At 68.5% G+C, this 17,179-nt stretch carries 11 protein-coding genes; 7 read left to right on the forward strand and 4 right to left on the reverse strand.

Annotated features, from left to right (window positions below; translation table 11 throughout):
- The first annotated feature begins 126 nt into the window (after positions 1-126).
- Positions 127-1,380: a multidrug effflux MFS transporter gene (locus E9536_RS06955; RefSeq protein ID WP_027791858.1), complete on the forward strand. Its 1,254-nt coding sequence runs from the start codon at positions 127-129 to the stop codon at positions 1,378-1,380.
- Positions 1,381-1,401: 21 nt separating this feature from the next.
- Entirely contained in the window at positions 1,402-1,923 is a 522-nt protein-coding gene (locus tag E9536_RS06960; protein WP_136469556.1) for a GNAT family protein, read from the forward strand.
- A 52-nt stretch (positions 1,924-1,975) separates the two neighbouring features.
- On the opposite strand, the gene E9536_RS06965 is transcribed toward E9536_RS06960, so the two are convergent.
- Entirely contained in the window at positions 1,976-2,668 is a 693-nt protein-coding gene (locus E9536_RS06965) for a hypothetical protein (RefSeq protein ID WP_136469557.1), read from the reverse strand.
- A 208-nt stretch (positions 2,669-2,876) separates the two neighbouring features.
- Entirely contained in the window at positions 2,877-3,194 is a 318-nt protein-coding gene (locus E9536_RS06970; RefSeq protein WP_136469558.1) for a hypothetical protein, read from the reverse strand.
- Here E9536_RS06970 and E9536_RS41350 point away from each other — a divergent pair.
- Entirely contained in the window at positions 3,193-4,386 is a 1,194-nt protein-coding gene (locus E9536_RS41350) for a TPM domain-containing protein (protein WP_168799505.1), read from the forward strand. The two genes, E9536_RS06970 and E9536_RS41350, sit on opposite strands and share 2 nt — an antisense overlap.
- 81 nt (positions 4,387-4,467) lie before the next feature.
- Positions 4,468-5,094: a LemA family protein gene (locus E9536_RS06980; RefSeq protein WP_136469698.1), complete on the forward strand. Its 627-nt coding sequence runs from the start codon at positions 4,468-4,470 to the stop codon at positions 5,092-5,094.
- A gap of 41 nt (positions 5,095-5,135) precedes the next feature.
- Here the strand turns inward: E9536_RS06980 and pbpC are convergent, their stop codons facing one another.
- Both pbpC and E9536_RS06990 read right to left on the reverse strand, forming a co-directional pair.
- On the reverse strand, positions 5,136-7,379 hold the full coding sequence (gene pbpC, locus E9536_RS06985; protein ID WP_136469559.1) for a penicillin-binding protein 1C: 2,244 nt from the start codon (positions 7,377-7,379) through the stop codon (positions 5,136-5,138).
- A gap of 10 nt (positions 7,380-7,389) precedes the next feature.
- Positions 7,390-13,446: an MG2 domain-containing protein gene (locus E9536_RS06990; protein ID WP_136469560.1), complete on the reverse strand. Its 6,057-nt coding sequence runs from the start codon at positions 13,444-13,446 to the stop codon at positions 7,390-7,392.
- Positions 13,447-13,756: 310 nt separating this feature from the next.
- Between E9536_RS06990 and E9536_RS07000 the strand changes: the two genes are divergently transcribed.
- From E9536_RS07000 to E9536_RS07010, 3 genes are read left to right on the forward strand one after another with little or no spacing between them, the layout of a single operon-like run.
- Positions 13,757-14,263: a sugar dehydrogenase complex small subunit gene (locus E9536_RS07000; RefSeq protein ID WP_027791852.1), complete on the forward strand. Its 507-nt coding sequence runs from the start codon at positions 13,757-13,759 to the stop codon at positions 14,261-14,263.
- A complete protein-coding gene (locus E9536_RS07005) occupies positions 14,263-15,882 on the forward strand; it encodes a GMC family oxidoreductase (RefSeq protein WP_027791851.1) in 1,620 nt (539 codons plus the stop codon). The genes E9536_RS07000 and E9536_RS07005 overlap by 1 nt, the downstream gene beginning before the upstream one ends.
- 2 nt (positions 15,883-15,884) lie before the next feature.
- Positions 15,885-17,162, forward strand: coding sequence for a cytochrome c (locus tag E9536_RS07010; RefSeq protein WP_136469561.1), 1,278 nt, complete (start codon positions 15,885-15,887; stop codon positions 17,160-17,162).
- The last annotated feature ends 17 nt before the right edge of the window (positions 17,163-17,179 follow it).

The raw sequence follows: 17,179 nt of genomic DNA on the forward strand, positions 1-17,179 counted from the left end.
GCCAGGGGAATCCGGCGGCATGACGCGACAACAGGCACAATACGGTATTCGACATGACGCACGGGTGTTCGCGGTTCGAACATCGCACGACCGCGTCACCGCTGTCCGACATCCTCCCCAGTCGTCATGAACGCCACGCTCACTCCCGCGCGCGAGTCGAACTCGCCGCGTTTCCTGTTGTTCCTGATCTGCCTGTTCGCGTCCGCGGGCCAGCTCGCAATCGACATCTACGTGCCTGCGCTGCCCGACATGGCACGGTCGTTCGCGACCACGCCGCAGGCGATCCAGTCGAGCGTGTCCGGCTACATGGCCGCCTACGCGCTCGGCCAGCTCATCTTCGGGCCGGTCGCCGACGCATACGGGCGCAAGCGCGTGCTGGCGTTCGGGCTCGTGATCTACACGATCGGCTGTCTGCTGTCGCTCGGCGCGCAGAACCTGGAGACGTTCGTGCTGGCGCGCTGCCTGCAGGGTTTCGGGATCGCGACCACCAACCTGCTCGCGAAGGCGATCATCACCGATTCGTTCTCCGGCCAGGCGCTGATGCACGCGTTCACGTACATGTCGATCGCGTGGGGGCTCGCGCCGATCATCGCGCCGGTGATCGGCGCGCACCTGCAGGAATGGTTCGGCTGGCGCGCGTGCCTCGTGTTCCTGCTGGTGTACTCGCTCGTGATGTGGGCGCTGCTGTGGCGATACCGCGAAACCTTGCCGAAGCCGGTGCATCTCGAGCCGCGCACGCTGATGACGAACGCGGGCAAGGTGCTGGCGAGCCCGGTGTTCCAGAGCTGCTTCCTCGCACAGGGGCTGTGCTACAGCATCCTGCTGGTGTTCAACATCGTCGGGCCGTTCATGGTGCAGACCACGCTGCACAAGCCGCCGACCTTCTTCGGCTATCTCGCGCTCGGCATCGGGCTCATGTATTTCCTCGGCGGGCTGTCGAACCGCATTCACGGGCGCGGGCTGCCGAGTGCCGAGCAACGGCTGCGTATCGGCGCGCGCGTGATGGCAGGGGCGTCGGTCGCGATGCTGGTGCTGGCGCTGACCGTCGGGCTGCGCGTGTGGACGCTCGCGACGCCGGTGCTCGTGATGGGTTTCTGCGCGGGCGCGATGTACCCGACGCTGATGGCCAAGGGCAATTCGCTGTTTCCGCATATCGCCGGCCTGACGAGCGCGATCCTCGGATGCGCGCTGCTGCTCGTGTCGTCCGCGATGATGGGGCTGGCCGGTTTCGTGTCGATCCATGTCCTGACGCCGCTCGCGGTCTTCTTCGTGGCGCTGTCCTGCATCGTCGTGTGGATGGTCACCAAGCTGCTGCGGTACCTGTCGCAGCAGCAGGCCGAGGCCGCGCCCGTCGCGTGCGGGCGTGGGGAGGCCGCGTAAATGCCGCCTGTCGACCGCCTCATGAACCCGATCCTGCTGAACCGCATCGCCCGAACCGACGCCGCCGACCTGATCGCCGCCAATCGCGCGAGCCGGAGCCATCATCTGCCGTGGGTCGACTCGTTCACCGACCAGGCGGGATTCGACCAGTGGTTCGGCCGCTGCCTGACGGGGCCGAACGTCGGATTCGTCGCGCGCGAGCGCACGTCCGGGGCGGTGGTCGGCGTGGTGAACCTCAACGAGATCGTCGGCGGCGTGTTCCAGAGCGCGTATCTCGGGTACTACGGGATGGTGGCGTTCAGCCGCAAGGGGCTGATGACCGACGCCATGCGCGCGGCGATCGGTGTCGCGTTCGGCGAACTCGGGCTGCATCGGCTCGAAGCGAACATCCAGCCGGGCAACCATGCGTCGATTGCGCTGGTTCGGCGGCTCGGCTTCACGAAAGAGGGATTTTCTCCGCGCTATCTGCGTATCGGCGGCGAATGGCGCGACCACGAACGGTGGGCGCTGCTGGCCGACGACGCGCCCGAAGCGCGCGCCTGACGCGCGATGCCAGGCAATAACGGGCGACGTTCTTCCCGCCGCCGGCCGCTTGTCAAAGCGGATGCGTCGCGCCGGCCTGCGTGAGCAGCGAAACCGCAGCCGGATCCGGCATCCCGTTCGCGTCGATCGCGCCGGCTTTCGCGAGCGCGACGAGATCGCTGTCGACACCCGGTTGCCCGACCGTGAACGACGTGGTCAGGAACGCCGGCGCCGTGAGCGTGACCGAATAGCGCTGCTGCAGGTTCGTCACCACGGCCGATTGCGCGGCCTGTACGGTGTTCGCGCTGTTCATCGCCTGCTGGTAGCGCGGATTGCCCTGGAAATTGCCGATCAATGCGGCGGTGTTCGTGCCGAGCTGGGCGGCGAGATAGGCCAGCATCAGCTCGGTCTCGGGCGTCGTATTGAACGTGCCGCCCGCGTACGCGAGCGAATGCAGGCTCGTGCCGCCCGACGTCACGGTGACGACGCACGGCAGCGCGGCATTGACCGTCACGCGGTAGTTGCCGCCGCCGTCCGTCAGCGTCGTCGCCGAGCCCGTCACGCAGCTGACCGTCACCTGCGCGCTCGCGAGCGCGTCGCCCGTCGCGGCCGTGCCCGACAGCGCGACGGTTTGCGTGTTGTTGTTGTTGAAGCAGACATCCACGCCGAAGCAGGCATCGCCGTTGCACGCCTGAAGCGTTGCGAGGGTGGCGAGGCAGAGCGTGCCCAGCGCGGGGCGGATGAAACGCCTGGGGTGCAGGTTCATGGTCGCTGGCCTTGAGGAGAGTGGGGCAACCGGTAGGCGCCGACGGTGCGGTGCCGTTCACATTCTATGTCCCGAAGCCGGGCGCTGCTTGCCCGTTTCGGTCGTCTGGCCGGCCTGCGGCCGGACGCGGCCTGACGACGAGCGCGTCGTGCAGCGGCACGCTGAAATGACGAGATCCGGAAGTCGGCCGGAAACCTTTCAGTTCCTTTCACAATTGGTTATGCTGCGGGACGATTAAAAACGACGAGAGAACGTGCCGTTCCCGATGGAGCCGGCGCGCCGTTTCCGACATGAATTCGAAACGACAGACGGGCCGGCCGTGCGCGCCGGGCGGCGAAGGCGATCCGGCATCGCGGGCAGGCACGGCCCGAACCGGCATTCGGCACCCACGCGGCACCAGGGGCGTGACCGGCAGGTCCGGCTTCCGGAAGGCCGCTTCCTTGCTCGCGGGCGCGATCTTGCTGTTCGGCGGCACGGCCATCGCGGCGTCGGCCGAAGATGGCAGCGTCGCCGTCGCGGCGTCCATGGCCGCCACGCTTGCCACCCCGGCCCGGTCGGCGTGCACACACGTGGCCGCCGCGGCAGCCTATCCGGTTGCCCCGAAGCCGGAAGCCGCACCGCCGTTGAAAGGCCGCGTGACGGACACGACGGGCGTGCTGAGCGCGGCCTGCGCCTCCGAGCTGACCGACCGCCTCGCCGCGCTCGAACAACGGCTCGGCGTACAGGTCGCGATCCTGCTGGTCGGGTCGACCGGGCAATCGACGATCGAACAGTTTGCGACCACCGTGTTCGACCAATGGAAACTCGGCAAGGCCGAGGTCAACAACGGCCTGCTGCTCGTCGCCGCGCTCAACGACCATACCGTGCGGATCGAAGTCGGCTACGGGCTCGAAGGCACGATTCCGGACATCGTCGCGGGCCGGATCATTCGCGAGCGGATCATGCCGGCATTCCGCGAGAACCGCATTGAAGCCGGCATCAGCGATGCGCTGGACGCGCTGACGCACGAAATGATGCCGGCCGACGTCGCCGCGCCGGAGCAGCCCGCACCCGCCACGGCGTTCGGCGGGCGCGACGAAGCATACGAAACGGCCGCGGCGACCGCGACGGATGCCGCGAACCCGCCGCCCCGCGACGCGCGAGCCGGCGGCGAAAAATACCAGTCGAACGGCCTGCCCGAGCGGAAACGCACGAACACGGGCGGCGTGAGGTTCTGGTTCCTGCTCGGGGTCGCCAACGTCGTGCTCGGCGTGGTCGCGCAGTGGCGCAAGCTGCGCCGCCGGGTGGCGCTCCTGGCCGCCTGGCTCGTGGCGGCCGTCGTGCCGGTCGTGATGCTGCCGGTCGGCGCGATCTTCAACGGCAATCTCGAAGCCATGCTGGGCGCCGCGGCGTTCGTTCCGGCGGCCGCCGGTGTCGGGCCGTGCCTGCTCGGCATCAACCTGTACCTGTCGGCGCGCGTGCGCAAAATCACCGCGATCGTGGGCGGGACGCTGTTCATGATCGTCGCGATCGGGCGCGAAATGGACTATTCGGTCGGGGAAGTGCTGTCCGGCATCTTCGGCGTGCTGTGCGTACTCGCCGTGATCTGGGCGAAGCTGACGGGCAGCGGCTCGTCTTCGTCGTCATCCTCGTCCGGCTCCCGGTCGCAATCGGGTTCCGATTCGTTTCGCGGCGGCGGCGGGTCGAGCGGCGGTGGCGGCGCATCGGGCCGCTGGTAGCGTCCGCGCGCAGCCTGCCTGCGCGCCTGATTCCATTCACCTGCCGCTCCACCCGGAGCGTTCAACCGGAAACAACCCATGATGAAATGGTTTCGAATCCTGCTCGTGTGCTGCGTGCTGGCCCCGCTCGCGGGGTGCGGCTACAACGCGATCCAGTCGTCCGACGAGGACATCAATGCCGCATGGTCCGAAGTGCTGAACCAGTATCAGCGCCGCGCGGACCTCGTGCCGAATCTCGCCGCGTCGGTGAAGGGCTACGCGTCGCACGAGGCGCGCGTGCTGACCGAGGTGGCATCGGCCCGTGCGCGCGTGGGCAGCGTGCAGATGACGCCGGCGATGGCGAAGGACCCGGCCGCGCTCGCGGCGTTCGACCAGCGGCAGGGCGAGCTGTCCGGGGCGCTGAGCCGGCTGATGGTGGTGTCCGAGCGTTATCCGGAGCTGAAGGCGAACGAAGCGTTCCGCGACCTGCAGACCCAGCTCGAAGGCACGGAAAACCGCATTGCGGTCGCGCGCGGCCGCTACATCAAGACGGTGCAGCACTACAACGTGCAGATCCGCCAGTTCCCGGGCGTCGTGATCGCGAAGATCTTCGGCTACCAGCCGCGCCCGAATTTCAGCGTCGCGAACGAAGCGGCGGTTTCGACCGCGCCGGCACTCGATTTCTCCGCGCAGTCGCAGCCGGCGAAGGCAAACGCGGCCGGCGAGTAAGGCCGGAGCGTCAGGTCGAAACGTCCGACCGAAGCGCGCATTCAGGGCTTGCGCGCGGCCGCCTTCGCGAACGCGCCGCGCACCTCGAAGCCGATCGCGTCGGCAACATTGCCGCGCGCATCGACGAGTTCGAGCCGGTGCCGGCCCGGCCACGGCATCCACGCGATGCGGTCGGCATGCCCGATCACCTTGTCGTCGAGCCGCCACGCGAACTTCGCGGCGTGCCCGGCCGAGCGCTCGAACCAGATCCGCTGATTCTTCGGCGGAATGTCCGGGTCGATCGCGAAGATCGTGCCGTCGGTCGGCGTGCCGATCGTCAGCGGCGCGCGCGCGCCGTCCTTGCCCGGCGTGACGGGCGCGGCGAGCCGGATCGTGTCGACCGCCGTGCCCGCGACGAACCATTCGTTGCGTGACGGTTCGATGTCGCGCTCGAAGGTGATGCGGCGCGTCTCGACGCCGGCCGGCGCACGCGGCGCGCGGCTCGGCACGTCGCGGTGCAGGTAGCCGACGACGGCCGACCACACCGGCGACGCGCCCGTGACGCCCGACACGTCCCACATCGGCGAGCCGTCCGCATTGCCGACCCACACGCCGACCGTATAGCGCGACGTGAATCCGACGGTCCAGTTGTCGCGCATGTCCTTGCTCGTGCCGGTCTTGACTGCCGAGAAGAAGCGCGTCGCGAGCGGATTGTCGAAGCCGAACGTGCGCACGCGCGCGTTGTTGTCGGAAAGGATGTCGGTCACGACGAAGCTGGCCGCCTCGCTGAACACGCGCGTACCGTCGGCCGTGCGGGCGGGCGAGGCTGCCGATGCGCCGGATGCCGGTGCCGGTGCTGGCCGGTCGACGACCTGACGGGCGACGCCGCCGTTCGCGAGCGCGCGGTACGCGTTGGTCAGCGACAGCAGCGTGACGTCCGCACTGCCGAGCGCGAGGCTGAAGCCGTAGTAGTCGCCTTCCTGCGAGAGCGGCAGGCCGAGCGCGGTCAGCGTGCGCGCGAAGCGGTGCGGCGTGACGAGCACGAGCGTGCGCACGGCCGGCACGTTCAACGAGCCGCCGAGCGCGCTGCGCACGCTCACCCAGCCCTTGAAATCCTTGTCGTAGTTCTGCGGGATGTACAGGCCGCCGCCGGCGGCGAGGTTGATCGGCGCGTCGTCGAGCAGCGACGCGGCCGTCAGCCGTTTCTCGTCGATCGCCTGCGCGTACAGGAACGGCTTGAGCGTCGAGCCAGCCTGGCGCGGCGCGAGCACGGCATCGACGTCGCGCGCGCTCGACAGCGCGCCGGACGAGCCGACCCACGCACGAATCTCGCCGGTCGCGTTGTCGATCACGACGACCGCACCGTCCTGCACGTTGCGCCGGTGCGCGGGCGCGTTGAGTTCGGTCAGCGCGCGCATCAGCGTGTCGCGCGCGAAGCGCTGCAGCGGCGCATCGAGCGTCGTGCGCACCTGCGCGCCGGCCGCCGGCCGGACCTCGGCCGCGATGCGTCGCGCGAAGTGCGGGGCGAGGGCGGCGCCGTCGTCGCGCGCGGCGCTGGCCGGCCGCGCGGTGACCAGCTGCACGTAGCCGTCGAGCGAAGCACAGGCCGGCTCCGCGTGCATGTCGCGCAGGATCCGGCACGCGCGCTCGGCAACCTTCGCGGGCGTGGCGTTGGGCGCACGCACGAGCGCGGCCGCGATCGCGGCTTCGCGTGCGTCGAGGCCCGACGGTGCCTTGCCGAACAGCACCTGAGACAGCGCGGCGAGGCCGATCGTCTCGCCGCGGAACGGCACGAGGTTCAGGTATGCCTCGAGCACCTGGTCCTTGCGCCAGCCGCGTTCGAGCAGCAGCGCGTTGACGGCCTGCGAGGCCTTCTGCGGCAGCGAGCGCTGGCCCGACCGGCGCGGCGAATCGCTGAGCAGCCCGGCGAGCTGCATCGTGACAGTCGATGCGCCGCGCGTGCGTTCGTTCCACAGGTTGCCCCACGCGGCGCCGGCGATGCCGCGCCAGTCGACCCCGCTGTGTTCGTAAAAGCGCTTGTCTTCCGACACGACGATCGCCTCGCGAAACGCGGGCGACACGTCCGCGAGCGACACCCAGTCGCCGCGCCGTTCGGTGAGGTCGACGCGCGTGCGCTGCAGCGGCGTGCCGTCGCGCGCGAGCAGCACCCAGTCGGAGCTGCGCCAGTTGCGGCGCACTTCGTCGTAGCCCGGCAGCGCATGCGCGACGAGTGGCGCGGCCAGCACGACGGCGACGAATACGCGGCCGGCGAAACGCGCCGGCCGCGGCAATACCTGATCGATCATCGCGTACTCGTTACTTGCCCGCGTCGGCCGGCTTCACGGTCATCGGCGGGTTCGGCCACAGGCCGTACACGGACGGCGCGTACAGCGCCTCGACACGCGTCGGCGGCAGCCCGAACGTGCCGACGTTGTTCAGCCGCACCGTGTACTCGACCGAGAATTTGCCCTTCGGCAGATAGTCGTAGTACGCACGGTAGCCGTCGAAGTCGCGTTCGATGAACGCCGGCCAGGCGCCGTCCGGCGTCTTCTCGCCCTGCGTCGCGGCTTCGGAGTCGCGGCCGAGGCCCGAACCGAGGATCGTCGAACCGGCCGGAACCGGATCGTTGACGACGACCCACGTCATGTCGCTCTGCGCGTCGATGTCGAGATGCACGCGCACGACGTCGCCGCGCGTCAGCACGCCCTTGACGGCGGGCGACACCGGCGTGACGGTCTTCGTGATCCGGTAGCCGGCCGCGAACGGCGAACGCAGCGGCACGGCCGCGAGGCTTTCGATCGTGGCCCACGGGCGGCCGGTGCCGTCTTGCGTGACGGACAGCGTGGCCGGTGCCTGCGACGCGCGCGGCCACGGCAGCATCACGCTGCGGGCCGCGGCGGCGCGGGTGGCCGGGGTGGCTGGCGTGGTCGATGCAGCCGGGTCGGCGGGCACGGGTGCCGGCGCCTGCGACCACGAGATCGTGCGCTCGTCGCCGCCGAGCGCGACCTTCGTCGCGCCGGCAACCGGCGTGCTCTCGTAGGTGCGCGAGAAGCGCTCGACCGCGAGCAGGCCGAGCGCGTTCGACGTGGTCGTCTGCCATGCGCCCTGGCGCTGCAGGGCGAGCAGGCCGGCCGTCACGCGCGGCATCTCGTCCTTCCACGCCGGATCGCCGGCGAATTCCAGCGCGAGGCGGGCCGCGTTGGTCTCGTTGCTGGTCATCAGCCACCACAGGTCGTCGTCGCGCGCGGTCGAGAACACGAGCTGCGTGCCCTGGTACGTGAGGCGTGCCCGCAGGATCTGCTCGACCTGCGCGCGTTTCTCGTCGCGTTGCGGGATGTCCTTCACGCGCGTGAGGATCGCGTGATAGTCGATCACCGCCGACGTCGGCCACTGGTTCGGCGCGATCTCGATCGAGCCGAGCATGCGGCCCTGCGCGGCACCGTAGCGCGACAGCGCTTCGATCGCGGCGAGCTTGCGGAGGTCGCGATCCTGGCGCGGCGCCCACGTGTTGCGCTCGAGGCGGCCGTCGACGAAGCGCGCGAGCCCGGCTTCGAGCTGCGTGCGAAGGTCTTCCGGCAGCGCGAAGCGCGGGTCGAGACGGCTCGCCTCGTCGGACACCACGAGCAGGTACGACGACAGCGTCGCGCTGCCGGCGTGCGAATCGTCGGACGACGGCGGGAAGTAGCTCGCGAGCCCGTCGCTGTCGAGATAGACGGGCATGCGGGCGATCAGCGCCTGCCATTGCGCGGGATCGCGCAGGCCGATCGCGCGCGACGTCTGCTGTTCGAGGCAGCGGTACGGATAGCGCTCGAACCAGCGCTTCACGCCGGGCAGTCCGTCGGCGAGTTTCGACTGCAGCGACACGGCGATGCCGCCGCGCGGCAAGCCTTGCGCGTTGTTCGCGGCGCCGGCCGGGGAGGCCACCGGCACCGTCAGCGTGCCGTCGACCTGCGCGAGCGTCGCCTGCTGTACCGTGACCGGCAGCGCGGGCACGACCTTCTGCGCGACCGCCAGCGCGTCGGACGCGCGCTTGCCGCCTTGTTCGGCCGCTTCGATGCGCCAGTTCAGCGCACCGGCCGCGTCGAGCGCCTGCTCGGGCACGGTGATCGTCCATGCGACTTCGGTTGCCGTATTGGCCGCCAGCGACACGGTTTGCGGTGCGACATCGAGGCCCGTCACGCGCGGCGTCACGACGACCTGCATCGCGCGGTCGGTCGTGTTGCGCAGCGTGACCTGCGCGCGGAACGCGTCGCCTTCGCGCACGAGCGGCGGCAGGCCGGAGATCAGCTGTAGATCCTGCGTACTGCGGATCGACGTGCTGCCGGTGCCGAAGCGGTCGGGGCCGACCGCCGCGATCGCGACGATCCGGAAGCGCGTGAGCGCGTCGTTCAGCGGCACCTCGACGGTCGCGCTGCCGTTGGCGTCCAGCGTCACGCGCGGATTCCACAGCAGCAGCGTGTCGAACAGCTCACGCGTCGGCGCGCTGCCGCCGCCGCCGCCGGCCGGCACGGCCTTGCGGCCGAAGTGGCGGCGGCCGACGATTTCCATCTGCGCGGTGGCCGTCTCGACGCCGTACGCGCGTCGCCGCAGCATCGCGTCGAGCAGGTCCCAGCTGTTGTTCGGCATCAGTTCGAGCAGCGCCTCGTCGACGGCCGCGACCGCGATCTGCGTGCCGGCCGGCGCGGGCTGGCCGTTCGGCAGCGTGACCTTCACGTGCGCCTGCGCCTTGCTGCGCACGGTGTAGCGCGTCGCGTCGGTCGTCACGGTCACGCCGAGACGGTGCACGCCGGTGCCGACCTTGATCTCGCCGAGGCCGTAGCGGAACGCGGGTTTCGACAGGTCGACGAACGCGGTCGGCGCTTCATAGTGACGGCCCTCGCGCCAGAATGCGCGTGCCCATTCGACCGGTGCCTTCCAGCCCCACGTGAAAAACGAGTACCACGGCACCTCGCGAATCCGGCCGCGCAGCGCGAGCACCGACACATAGACGTTCGGCCCCCACGTGTCGCCGACCTTCAGGTCGACCGTCGGGTTCTTGCCGTTCAGTTCGACGATGTGCGTTTCCATCACGCCGCCGCGCTCGACCGCCACCAGCGCGGTCGCGTAGCGGAACGGCATGCGCACCTGGAAGCGGGCGGTTTCGCCCGGTTCGTACGAGGTTTTCTCGGGGATCACGTCGATCCGGTCGGTGTTGTCGCCGCCGAACCAGAGTTCGTCTTCGCGCGTGACCCATACCGAGGTCGACGCGTTCGACGTGCGGCCGTCGCCGTCCTTGGCCACCGCGATCAGCTGCACGTTGCCGGCCTGTTCGAGCGTCGCGTCGCAGGCCATGCGGCCCTTGTCGTCGGTCTTGCCCGAGCACAGCACGCCGAGGTCGCGGGTGTCGCTCTTGTTGTCGTACGCATAGAAACCGCCGACCATCCGCTTGCGCGACGACGTCGTGATGCGCGCGACGCCCTTGATCTCGATCGGCACGGACGCGCGCGGCTTGCCTTGCAGGTCGACCGCCAGCGCCTGCACGGGCACGCGCTGACCGACGGAGACCCAGCGACCCGCCTTGATGCCGGCCACCACCGCGGCCGGCCACAGGATCGTGTCGCCGCGAATCGTCTGCACTTCGCCGTTCGGGTCCGCGAACGTCGCTTCGAGCGCGATGCGCTTCGGTGCGTCGACGTCGGGCAGGCCCTTCAGCGTGACCGAGCCCGCACCGTTGCGGTCGAGCGTCAGCGGCAGCTTGTCGGCGATCAGCTTCGTCGCGTCGGGATCGTTGTTCGACGACGACGCGTTGTCGCCGTCCTGCGAATCGTCGTCGGCATTGCCGTCGCTCGTGTCGGGGCGATACGGCGTGAAGCTGAAATCCTCGAAGCGATCGGCGAACGGCGGCGATGCCCACTTCATCAGCGCCGACACCTGCACGGGCAGGTTCGATGCGCCACCGCCCGACACGTAGTCGATCTGCACCGCGAGCGGCGCTTCCTTCACGGCGACGAGCGGGCTCTTCTGCGCGTCGCGCGCGCCGATCGATCCCTTCAGCACCGGCAGGCGGAACGCCTCGACGCGGAAGCTGCCGCTGTAGTAGGTGGACGTGGGCGAGTCTTCCGGGCCGCCTTCGAGCTCGACGCTGTATTCACCGAGCTTCGCGGCGGCCGGCAGCGTGAACTGCGAGTCCGCGCTGTGATCGGCCGCCCATGTGAGCGGCAGCTTGTAGGTCTGGCCCGTGCCGAGATGGCGGATCGTCACGCGCGTCGGGTATTGCGACGGGAACGCGAGGCTCTGCAGCGTCTCGGATCGGATGAAGTGCTTCATCGACACGGTTTCGCCCGCGCGCAGCAGCGTGCGGTCGAACACCGTATGCGCGCGCACGGTCCGGGCGCTGTCGGTATCGGTCGGCACGTTGAAGCGCCACGATTCGATCCCGCGGTTCCAGCCCGAGCTGACGAACGCCATGTCGGGGCCCGTCTTCGGATCGTTCACGCGGGCCGACACGAAGTAGTCGTCGAAGCGTTGTTCCGAGTCGGACGAGTTGCAAGCGCGCTTCGATTCGAACGCGCCGTCGATCTTCAGCAGCCCCTGCGCATCGGTCGTGCCGGATGCGATTTCGTCGCCGTTGCAGTCCGACACGCGGATCTGCGCGTTCGGCACGGGCTTGCCCTTGTCGAGCGTCGTGACCCACACGAGGTTGTTTTCGCGGCCCTGTTTCAGGTGCACGCCGAGGTTGGTGACGAGCACCGTGGTGCGCACGTACATGCTCGACGGCTTCGCGAGCAGCGAGCGGCCGAGCGCGGGCGACGCGAGTTCGAGCACGTAGAAGCCGGGCTTGTCGATCGGCACGCCGACGACCTCGAACGGGCGCAGCGCCTTCGGGTCCGCCTTCGGCAGCGTCAGCGCCTGCACGCCGGGCTGGCCCTTGAGCAGGGTCAGCGAGCGCACGTCGATGCGGCGATCCTTCGGTGCGGGCGCCTTCTCGCCGGCCTCGCGCGGCACGTAGACGGGGTGCTGGCCCTTGCGTTCGAGCAGGCCGGGAATCTGGCTGTCGATCGAGCCGGCCGTCATCGACCAGTTGTCGAAGCGGTCGACGGTGCGCATCCACTGACGAATCGCGGTGTCGTCGTCGACCTTCAGGTTCGAGAACTGCGCGCCCTGGGTGTTGAGGCCGTCGATATGCAGGTCGGCCTCGACGTTGCGCAGCGTGACGGGCACGAGCGCGGGCGTATCGGGTTCGGCGAAGCGCTCGACGATCCCGAAGGTGCCCGACGAGAACTTCGCGAGCGGCGGCATCGGCGCGGTGCGCGTCGCGAGCGGGAACAGGTCGGCGTTCGACAGCGGCCGGTCGGTCACGTCGCGCAGGCCCGACGGCAATTCGACCGTCAGGCCGGCCTGCTCGGGCAGCGGCGGGTTGAACGTGACGGTGGTGACTTCCTCGCTCTTGTCGTCGGCCGCGAAGGTCGGCGACAGCGAACCGTCAGGGCCGCGCAGCTTGATCGCCTCGGCGTTCTTGCGCGAGATCGGCGCGTTGAACGACAGCGTGAGCGGGCGCAGCGGCGTGCAGGGCGCCTTCGCGTTCTCGCGTTCGCACGAGAAGCTCGCGGCGAACGGTGCGCGCACGGTGAAATCGAAGCGCCGTTCCGTTTCGTTCGGGATCCCGCTCGGGCTCGTGACGCCCTTGCCGTACACGAGCTGCATCTTTGCGCTCGCCGGCAGCGCCTGCGCGCACGACAGCGTCAGCACGCGCGCGGCATCCTTCTTCAGCCCGAAGTGATCGAGCAGCGCGTTGCGCGCATCGTCGTCGGCGGCCGTGACGGGAATGCGGTTGCCGATGCCGGCCGCTTCGCACCAGATGTTCGCGAGCGCCGAACGCGGTTCGGCCGGGCCGTTCAGCTTCAGCACGAATACCTGGTGTTCCTCGATCTCGCGCGAGCCGGGGCGGACGTTCACCGGGAACGGGCCGCCCGTCTGGAACGTGAAGCGGCGCGGGCCGCTGGCCGCATTGCCGGCGACCGAACGCAACGCGTCGTTGAGCGCGACCGAGCAGCGCACGCCGGGCGGCAGGTCGTTTTCGAAATCGTAAACCCAGGTCTTGTCGTCGAGCCAGTGACCCTGGCCGCGCGCGGCCGCGGAATCGTTGCAGGTGACGCGCGCGGGATTCGGCGCGGACGCCGAGCCGAACGCGACCATCGGTTCGTCGAACTTGACGACGCTCTGCCGGACTTCGGTGACGGTGCCTTGCGGCGAGACGCTCACCGTGCGGGCCGCGCCGGCATGCAGCGACAGTGCCGTGGCGCCGCCGAGCGCCGCGACGGCGCCAAGGCGCCAGAGCAGCCGGGTGGTGTGGTGGATGTGTTCCGTTTTGTTCTGTTTGTCGTGCTGCTTCATCGCTCGATCGCCCTCGGAGGGAAGCTTTCTGTTTGATTGCACGCGATTCTAACCGACCGACATGCGCCTGCATCGTCGCGCGCAGTCAGTGTGTCGCCGGTGTACGACATGGGTGCGTCGGCCGCAACTTTGTCGCGCCGACGATACAAAAAAGCAGCGAAATGTCGATTGTCTCGGATTGCGGAACATTTAATGGACTATAAAAAGATTGTTCGATCCGATTTGTGCGCGTACATTTCAGGTCCGCGCCAATGTTTGAGAAATATCAAGCGTGGTTTTCCCGAATCCGGTGTTCGAGAGAAAAGGAAACATGCACAACGACAACACTCCCCACTCGCGTCGCACTGGCGACGCAGCCGTAACAGGCATCACTCGGCGTCAATGGCTGCAGGGCGCACTGGCGCTGACGGCGGCGGGCCTCACGGGCTCGCTGGCGTTGCGGGCCCTCGCCGACGATCCCGGCACCGCGCCGCTCGATACGTTCATGACGCTCTCCGAAGCATTGACAGGCAAGAAGGGGCTGAGCCGCGTGCTCGGCCAGCGCTTCCTGCAGGCCTTGCAGAAGGGTTCGTTCAAGACCGCCGACAGCCTGCCGCAACTCGCCGGCGCACTCGCGTCCGGTTCGCTGAATCCCGATCAGGAAACACTCGCGCTGAAGATTCTTGAAGCGTGGTATCTCGGCATCGTCGACAACGTCGTGATTACCTACGAAGAAGCATTAATGTTCAGCGTCGTGTCCGATACGCTCGTGATCCCGTCGTATTGCCCCAACAAACCCGGCTTCTGGGCCGACAAACCGATCGAGAGGCAAGCCTGATGGCCGATACCGATACGCAAAAGGCCGACGTCGTCGTCGTCGGCTCGGGTGTCGCAGGCGCGATCGTCGCGCACCAGCTCGCGATGGCGGGCAAGTCCGTGATCCTGCTGGAAGCCGGCCCGCGCATGCCGCGCTGGGAAATCGTCGAGCGCTTCCGCAACCAGGTCGACAAGACCGACTTCATGGCCCCGTACCCGTCGAGCGCGTGGGCGCCGCATCCGGAATACGGCCCGCCGAACGACTACCTGATCCTGAAGGGCGAGCACAAGTTCAACTCGCAGTACATCCGTGCGGTGGGCGGCACGACGTGGCACTGGGCCGCGTCGGCGTGGCGCTTCATCCCGAACGACTTCAAGATGAAGACCGTGTACGGTGTCGGCCGCGACTGGCCGATTCAGTACGACGACATCGAGCATTGGTACCAGCGCGCCGAAGAGGAACTCGGCGTGTGGGGCCCGGGCCCCGAGGAAGACCTGTACTCGCCGCGCAAGGAGCCGTACCCGATGCCGCCGCTGCCGTTGTCGTTCAACGAGCAGACGATCAAGAGCGCGCTCAACGGCTATGACCCGAAGTTCCACGTGGTGACCGAGCCGGTCGCGCGCAACAGCCGCCCGTACGACGGCCGGCCCACTTGTTGCGGGAACAACAACTGCATGCCGATCTGCCCGATCGGCGCGATGTACAACGGCATCGTGCACGTCGAGAAGGCCGAGCAGGCCGGCGCGAAGCTGATCGACAGCGCGGTCGTCTACAAGCTCGAGACCGGGCCGGACAAGCGCATCACCGCCGCGGTCTACAAGGACAAGACGGGTGCCGACCATCGCGTCGAAGGCAAGTACTTCGTGATTGCCGCGAACGGCATCGAGACGCCGAAGATCCTGCTGATGTCCGCGAACCGCGATTTCCCGAACGGTGTCGCGAACAGCTCGGACATGGTCGGCCGCAACCTGATGGACCACCCGGGCACCGGCGTGTCGTTCTACGCGAACGAGAAGCTGTGGCCGGGCCGCGGCCCGCAGGAGATGACGTCGCTGATCGGCTTCCGCGACGGCCCGTTCCGCGCGACCGAAGCCGCGAAGAAGATCCACCTGTCGAACATGTCGCGCATCAACCAGGAGACGCAGAAGATCTTCAAGGCCGGCAAACTGATGAAGCCCGAGGAGCTCGACGCGCAGATCCGCGATCGTTCCGCGCGCTACGTGCAGTTCGACTGCTTCCACGAAATCCTGCCGCAGCCCGAGAACCGCATCGTGCCGAGCAAGACGGCCACCGACGCGGTCGGCATCCCGCGCCCGGAGATCACCTATGCGATCGACGACTACGTGAAGCGCGGCGCCGTCCACACGCGCGAGGTCTACGCGACGGCCGCGAAGGTGCTGGGCGGCACCGAAGTCGTCTTCAACGACGAGTTCGCGCCGAACAACCACATCACGGGCGCGACGATCATGGGCGCGGATGCACGCGACTCGGTCGTCGACAAGGACTGCCGCACGTTCGACCATCCGAACCTGTTCATCTCGAGCAGCTCGACGATGCCGACCGTCGGTACGGTGAACGTGACGCTGACGATCGCGGCGCTTGCGCTGCGGATGTCGGACACGCTGAAGAAGGAAGTCTGACCGTGCGGAAATCTACTCTCACCTTCCTCCTCGCCGGCTGCCTCGCGCTGCCGGGCCTCGCACGCGCGGCCGATCCGGCCGATCCGGCGCTGGTCAAGCGCGGCGAATACCTCGCGGTCGCGGGCGACTGCATGGCCTGCCACACCGCGAAGGGCGGCAAGCCGTTCGCGGGCGGTCTCGGCATGCCGATCCCGATGCTCGGCAAGATCTATACGAGCAACATCACGCCCGATCCCGAGACGGGCATCGGCAACTGGTCGGCCGAGGACTTCGAGCGCGCGGTGCGCCACGGGGTGTCGAAGAACGGCGACAACCTGTATCCGGCGATGCCGTACGTGTCGTACGCGAAGATCAACGACGACGACGTGCAGGCGCTGTATGCGTACTTCATGCACGGCGTCGAGCCGGTCAAGCAGGCGCCGCCGAAGAACGAGATTCCCGCGCTGCTGAGCATGCGCTGGCCGCTGAAGATCTGGAACTGGCTGTTCCTGAAGGACGGTGCGTACGAGCCGAAGCCGGCGCAGAGCGCCGAGTGGAACCGCGGCGCGTATCTCGTGCAGGGCCTCGCGCACTGCAGCACGTGCCACACGCCGCGCGGCATCGCGATGCAGGAGAAGTCGCTCGACGAGACGGGCGGCAGCTTCCTGTCGGGTTCGGTGCTGGCGGGCTGGGACGGCTACAACATCACGTCCGACCCGAACTCGGGGATCGGCGGCTGGACGCAGCAGCAGCTCGTCCAGTACCTGCGCACCGGCACCGTGCCGGGTCTCGCGCAGGCGGCCGGGCCGATGGCCGAGGCGATCGAGCACAGTTTCTCGAAGATGACCGAAGCCGACATCGGCGCGATCTCGACGTACATTCGCACGGTGCCGGCAGTTGCCAGCGGCGACGCGAAGCAGTCGCGCTCGTCGTGGGGCAAGCCGGCCGAGGACGGCCTGACGCTGCGCGGCGCCGCACTCGCGTCGTCGGGCATCGATCCGGCGCGGCTGTATCTCGGCAACTGCGCGACCTGCCACCAGATGCAGGGCAAGGGCACGCCGGACGGTTATTACCCGCCGCTGTTCCACAACTCGACAGTGGGCGCACCGAATCCGACCAACCTCGTGCAGGTGATCCTGAACGGCGTGCAGCGCAAGGCCGGCAGCGAGGACGTCGGGATGCCGGCGTTCCGCCACGAGCTGTCGGATGCGCAGATCGCCGCGCTGACGAACTACCTGACCGGGCAGTTCGGCAATCCGGCTGCGAAGGTGACCGAGCAGGACGTCGCGAAGCTGCGCTGATGCGGCGCGCGACGAAG

Origin of the sequence: Burkholderia sp. LS-044 (assembly GCF_004803625.1) — a bacterium.
Taxonomy (GTDB): Bacteria; Pseudomonadota; Gammaproteobacteria; order Burkholderiales; family Burkholderiaceae; genus Burkholderia; species Burkholderia cepacia.

Coding starts and splice junctions, on each gene's coding strand:
- E9536_RS06955 (WP_027791858.1), top strand. CDS start 127: ATGAACGCCACGCTCACTCCCGCGCGCGAGTCGAACTCGCCGCGTTTC.
- E9536_RS06980 (WP_136469698.1), top strand. CDS start 4,468: ATGAAATGGTTTCGAATCCTGCTCGTGTGCTGCGTGCTGGCCCCGCTC.
- E9536_RS07000 (WP_027791852.1), top strand. CDS start 13,757: ATGCACAACGACAACACTCCCCACTCGCGTCGCACTGGCGACGCAGCC.
- E9536_RS07005 (WP_027791851.1), top strand. CDS start 14,263: ATGGCCGATACCGATACGCAAAAGGCCGACGTCGTCGTCGTCGGCTCG.
- E9536_RS06990 (WP_136469560.1), bottom strand. CDS start 13,446: ATGAAGCAGCACGACAAACAGAACAAAACGGAACACATCCACCACACC.
- E9536_RS06970 (WP_136469558.1), bottom strand. CDS start 3,194: ATGGACGCCGCGACGGCGACGCTGCCATCTTCGGCCGACGCCGCGATG.
- E9536_RS06965 (WP_136469557.1), bottom strand. CDS start 2,668: ATGAACCTGCACCCCAGGCGTTTCATCCGCCCCGCGCTGGGCACGCTC.
- E9536_RS06960 (WP_136469556.1), top strand. CDS start 1,402: ATGAACCCGATCCTGCTGAACCGCATCGCCCGAACCGACGCCGCCGAC.
- pbpC (WP_136469559.1), bottom strand. CDS start 7,379: ATGATCGATCAGGTATTGCCGCGGCCGGCGCGTTTCGCCGGCCGCGTA.
- E9536_RS41350 (WP_168799505.1), top strand. CDS start 3,193: ATGGCCGCCACGCTTGCCACCCCGGCCCGGTCGGCGTGCACACACGTG.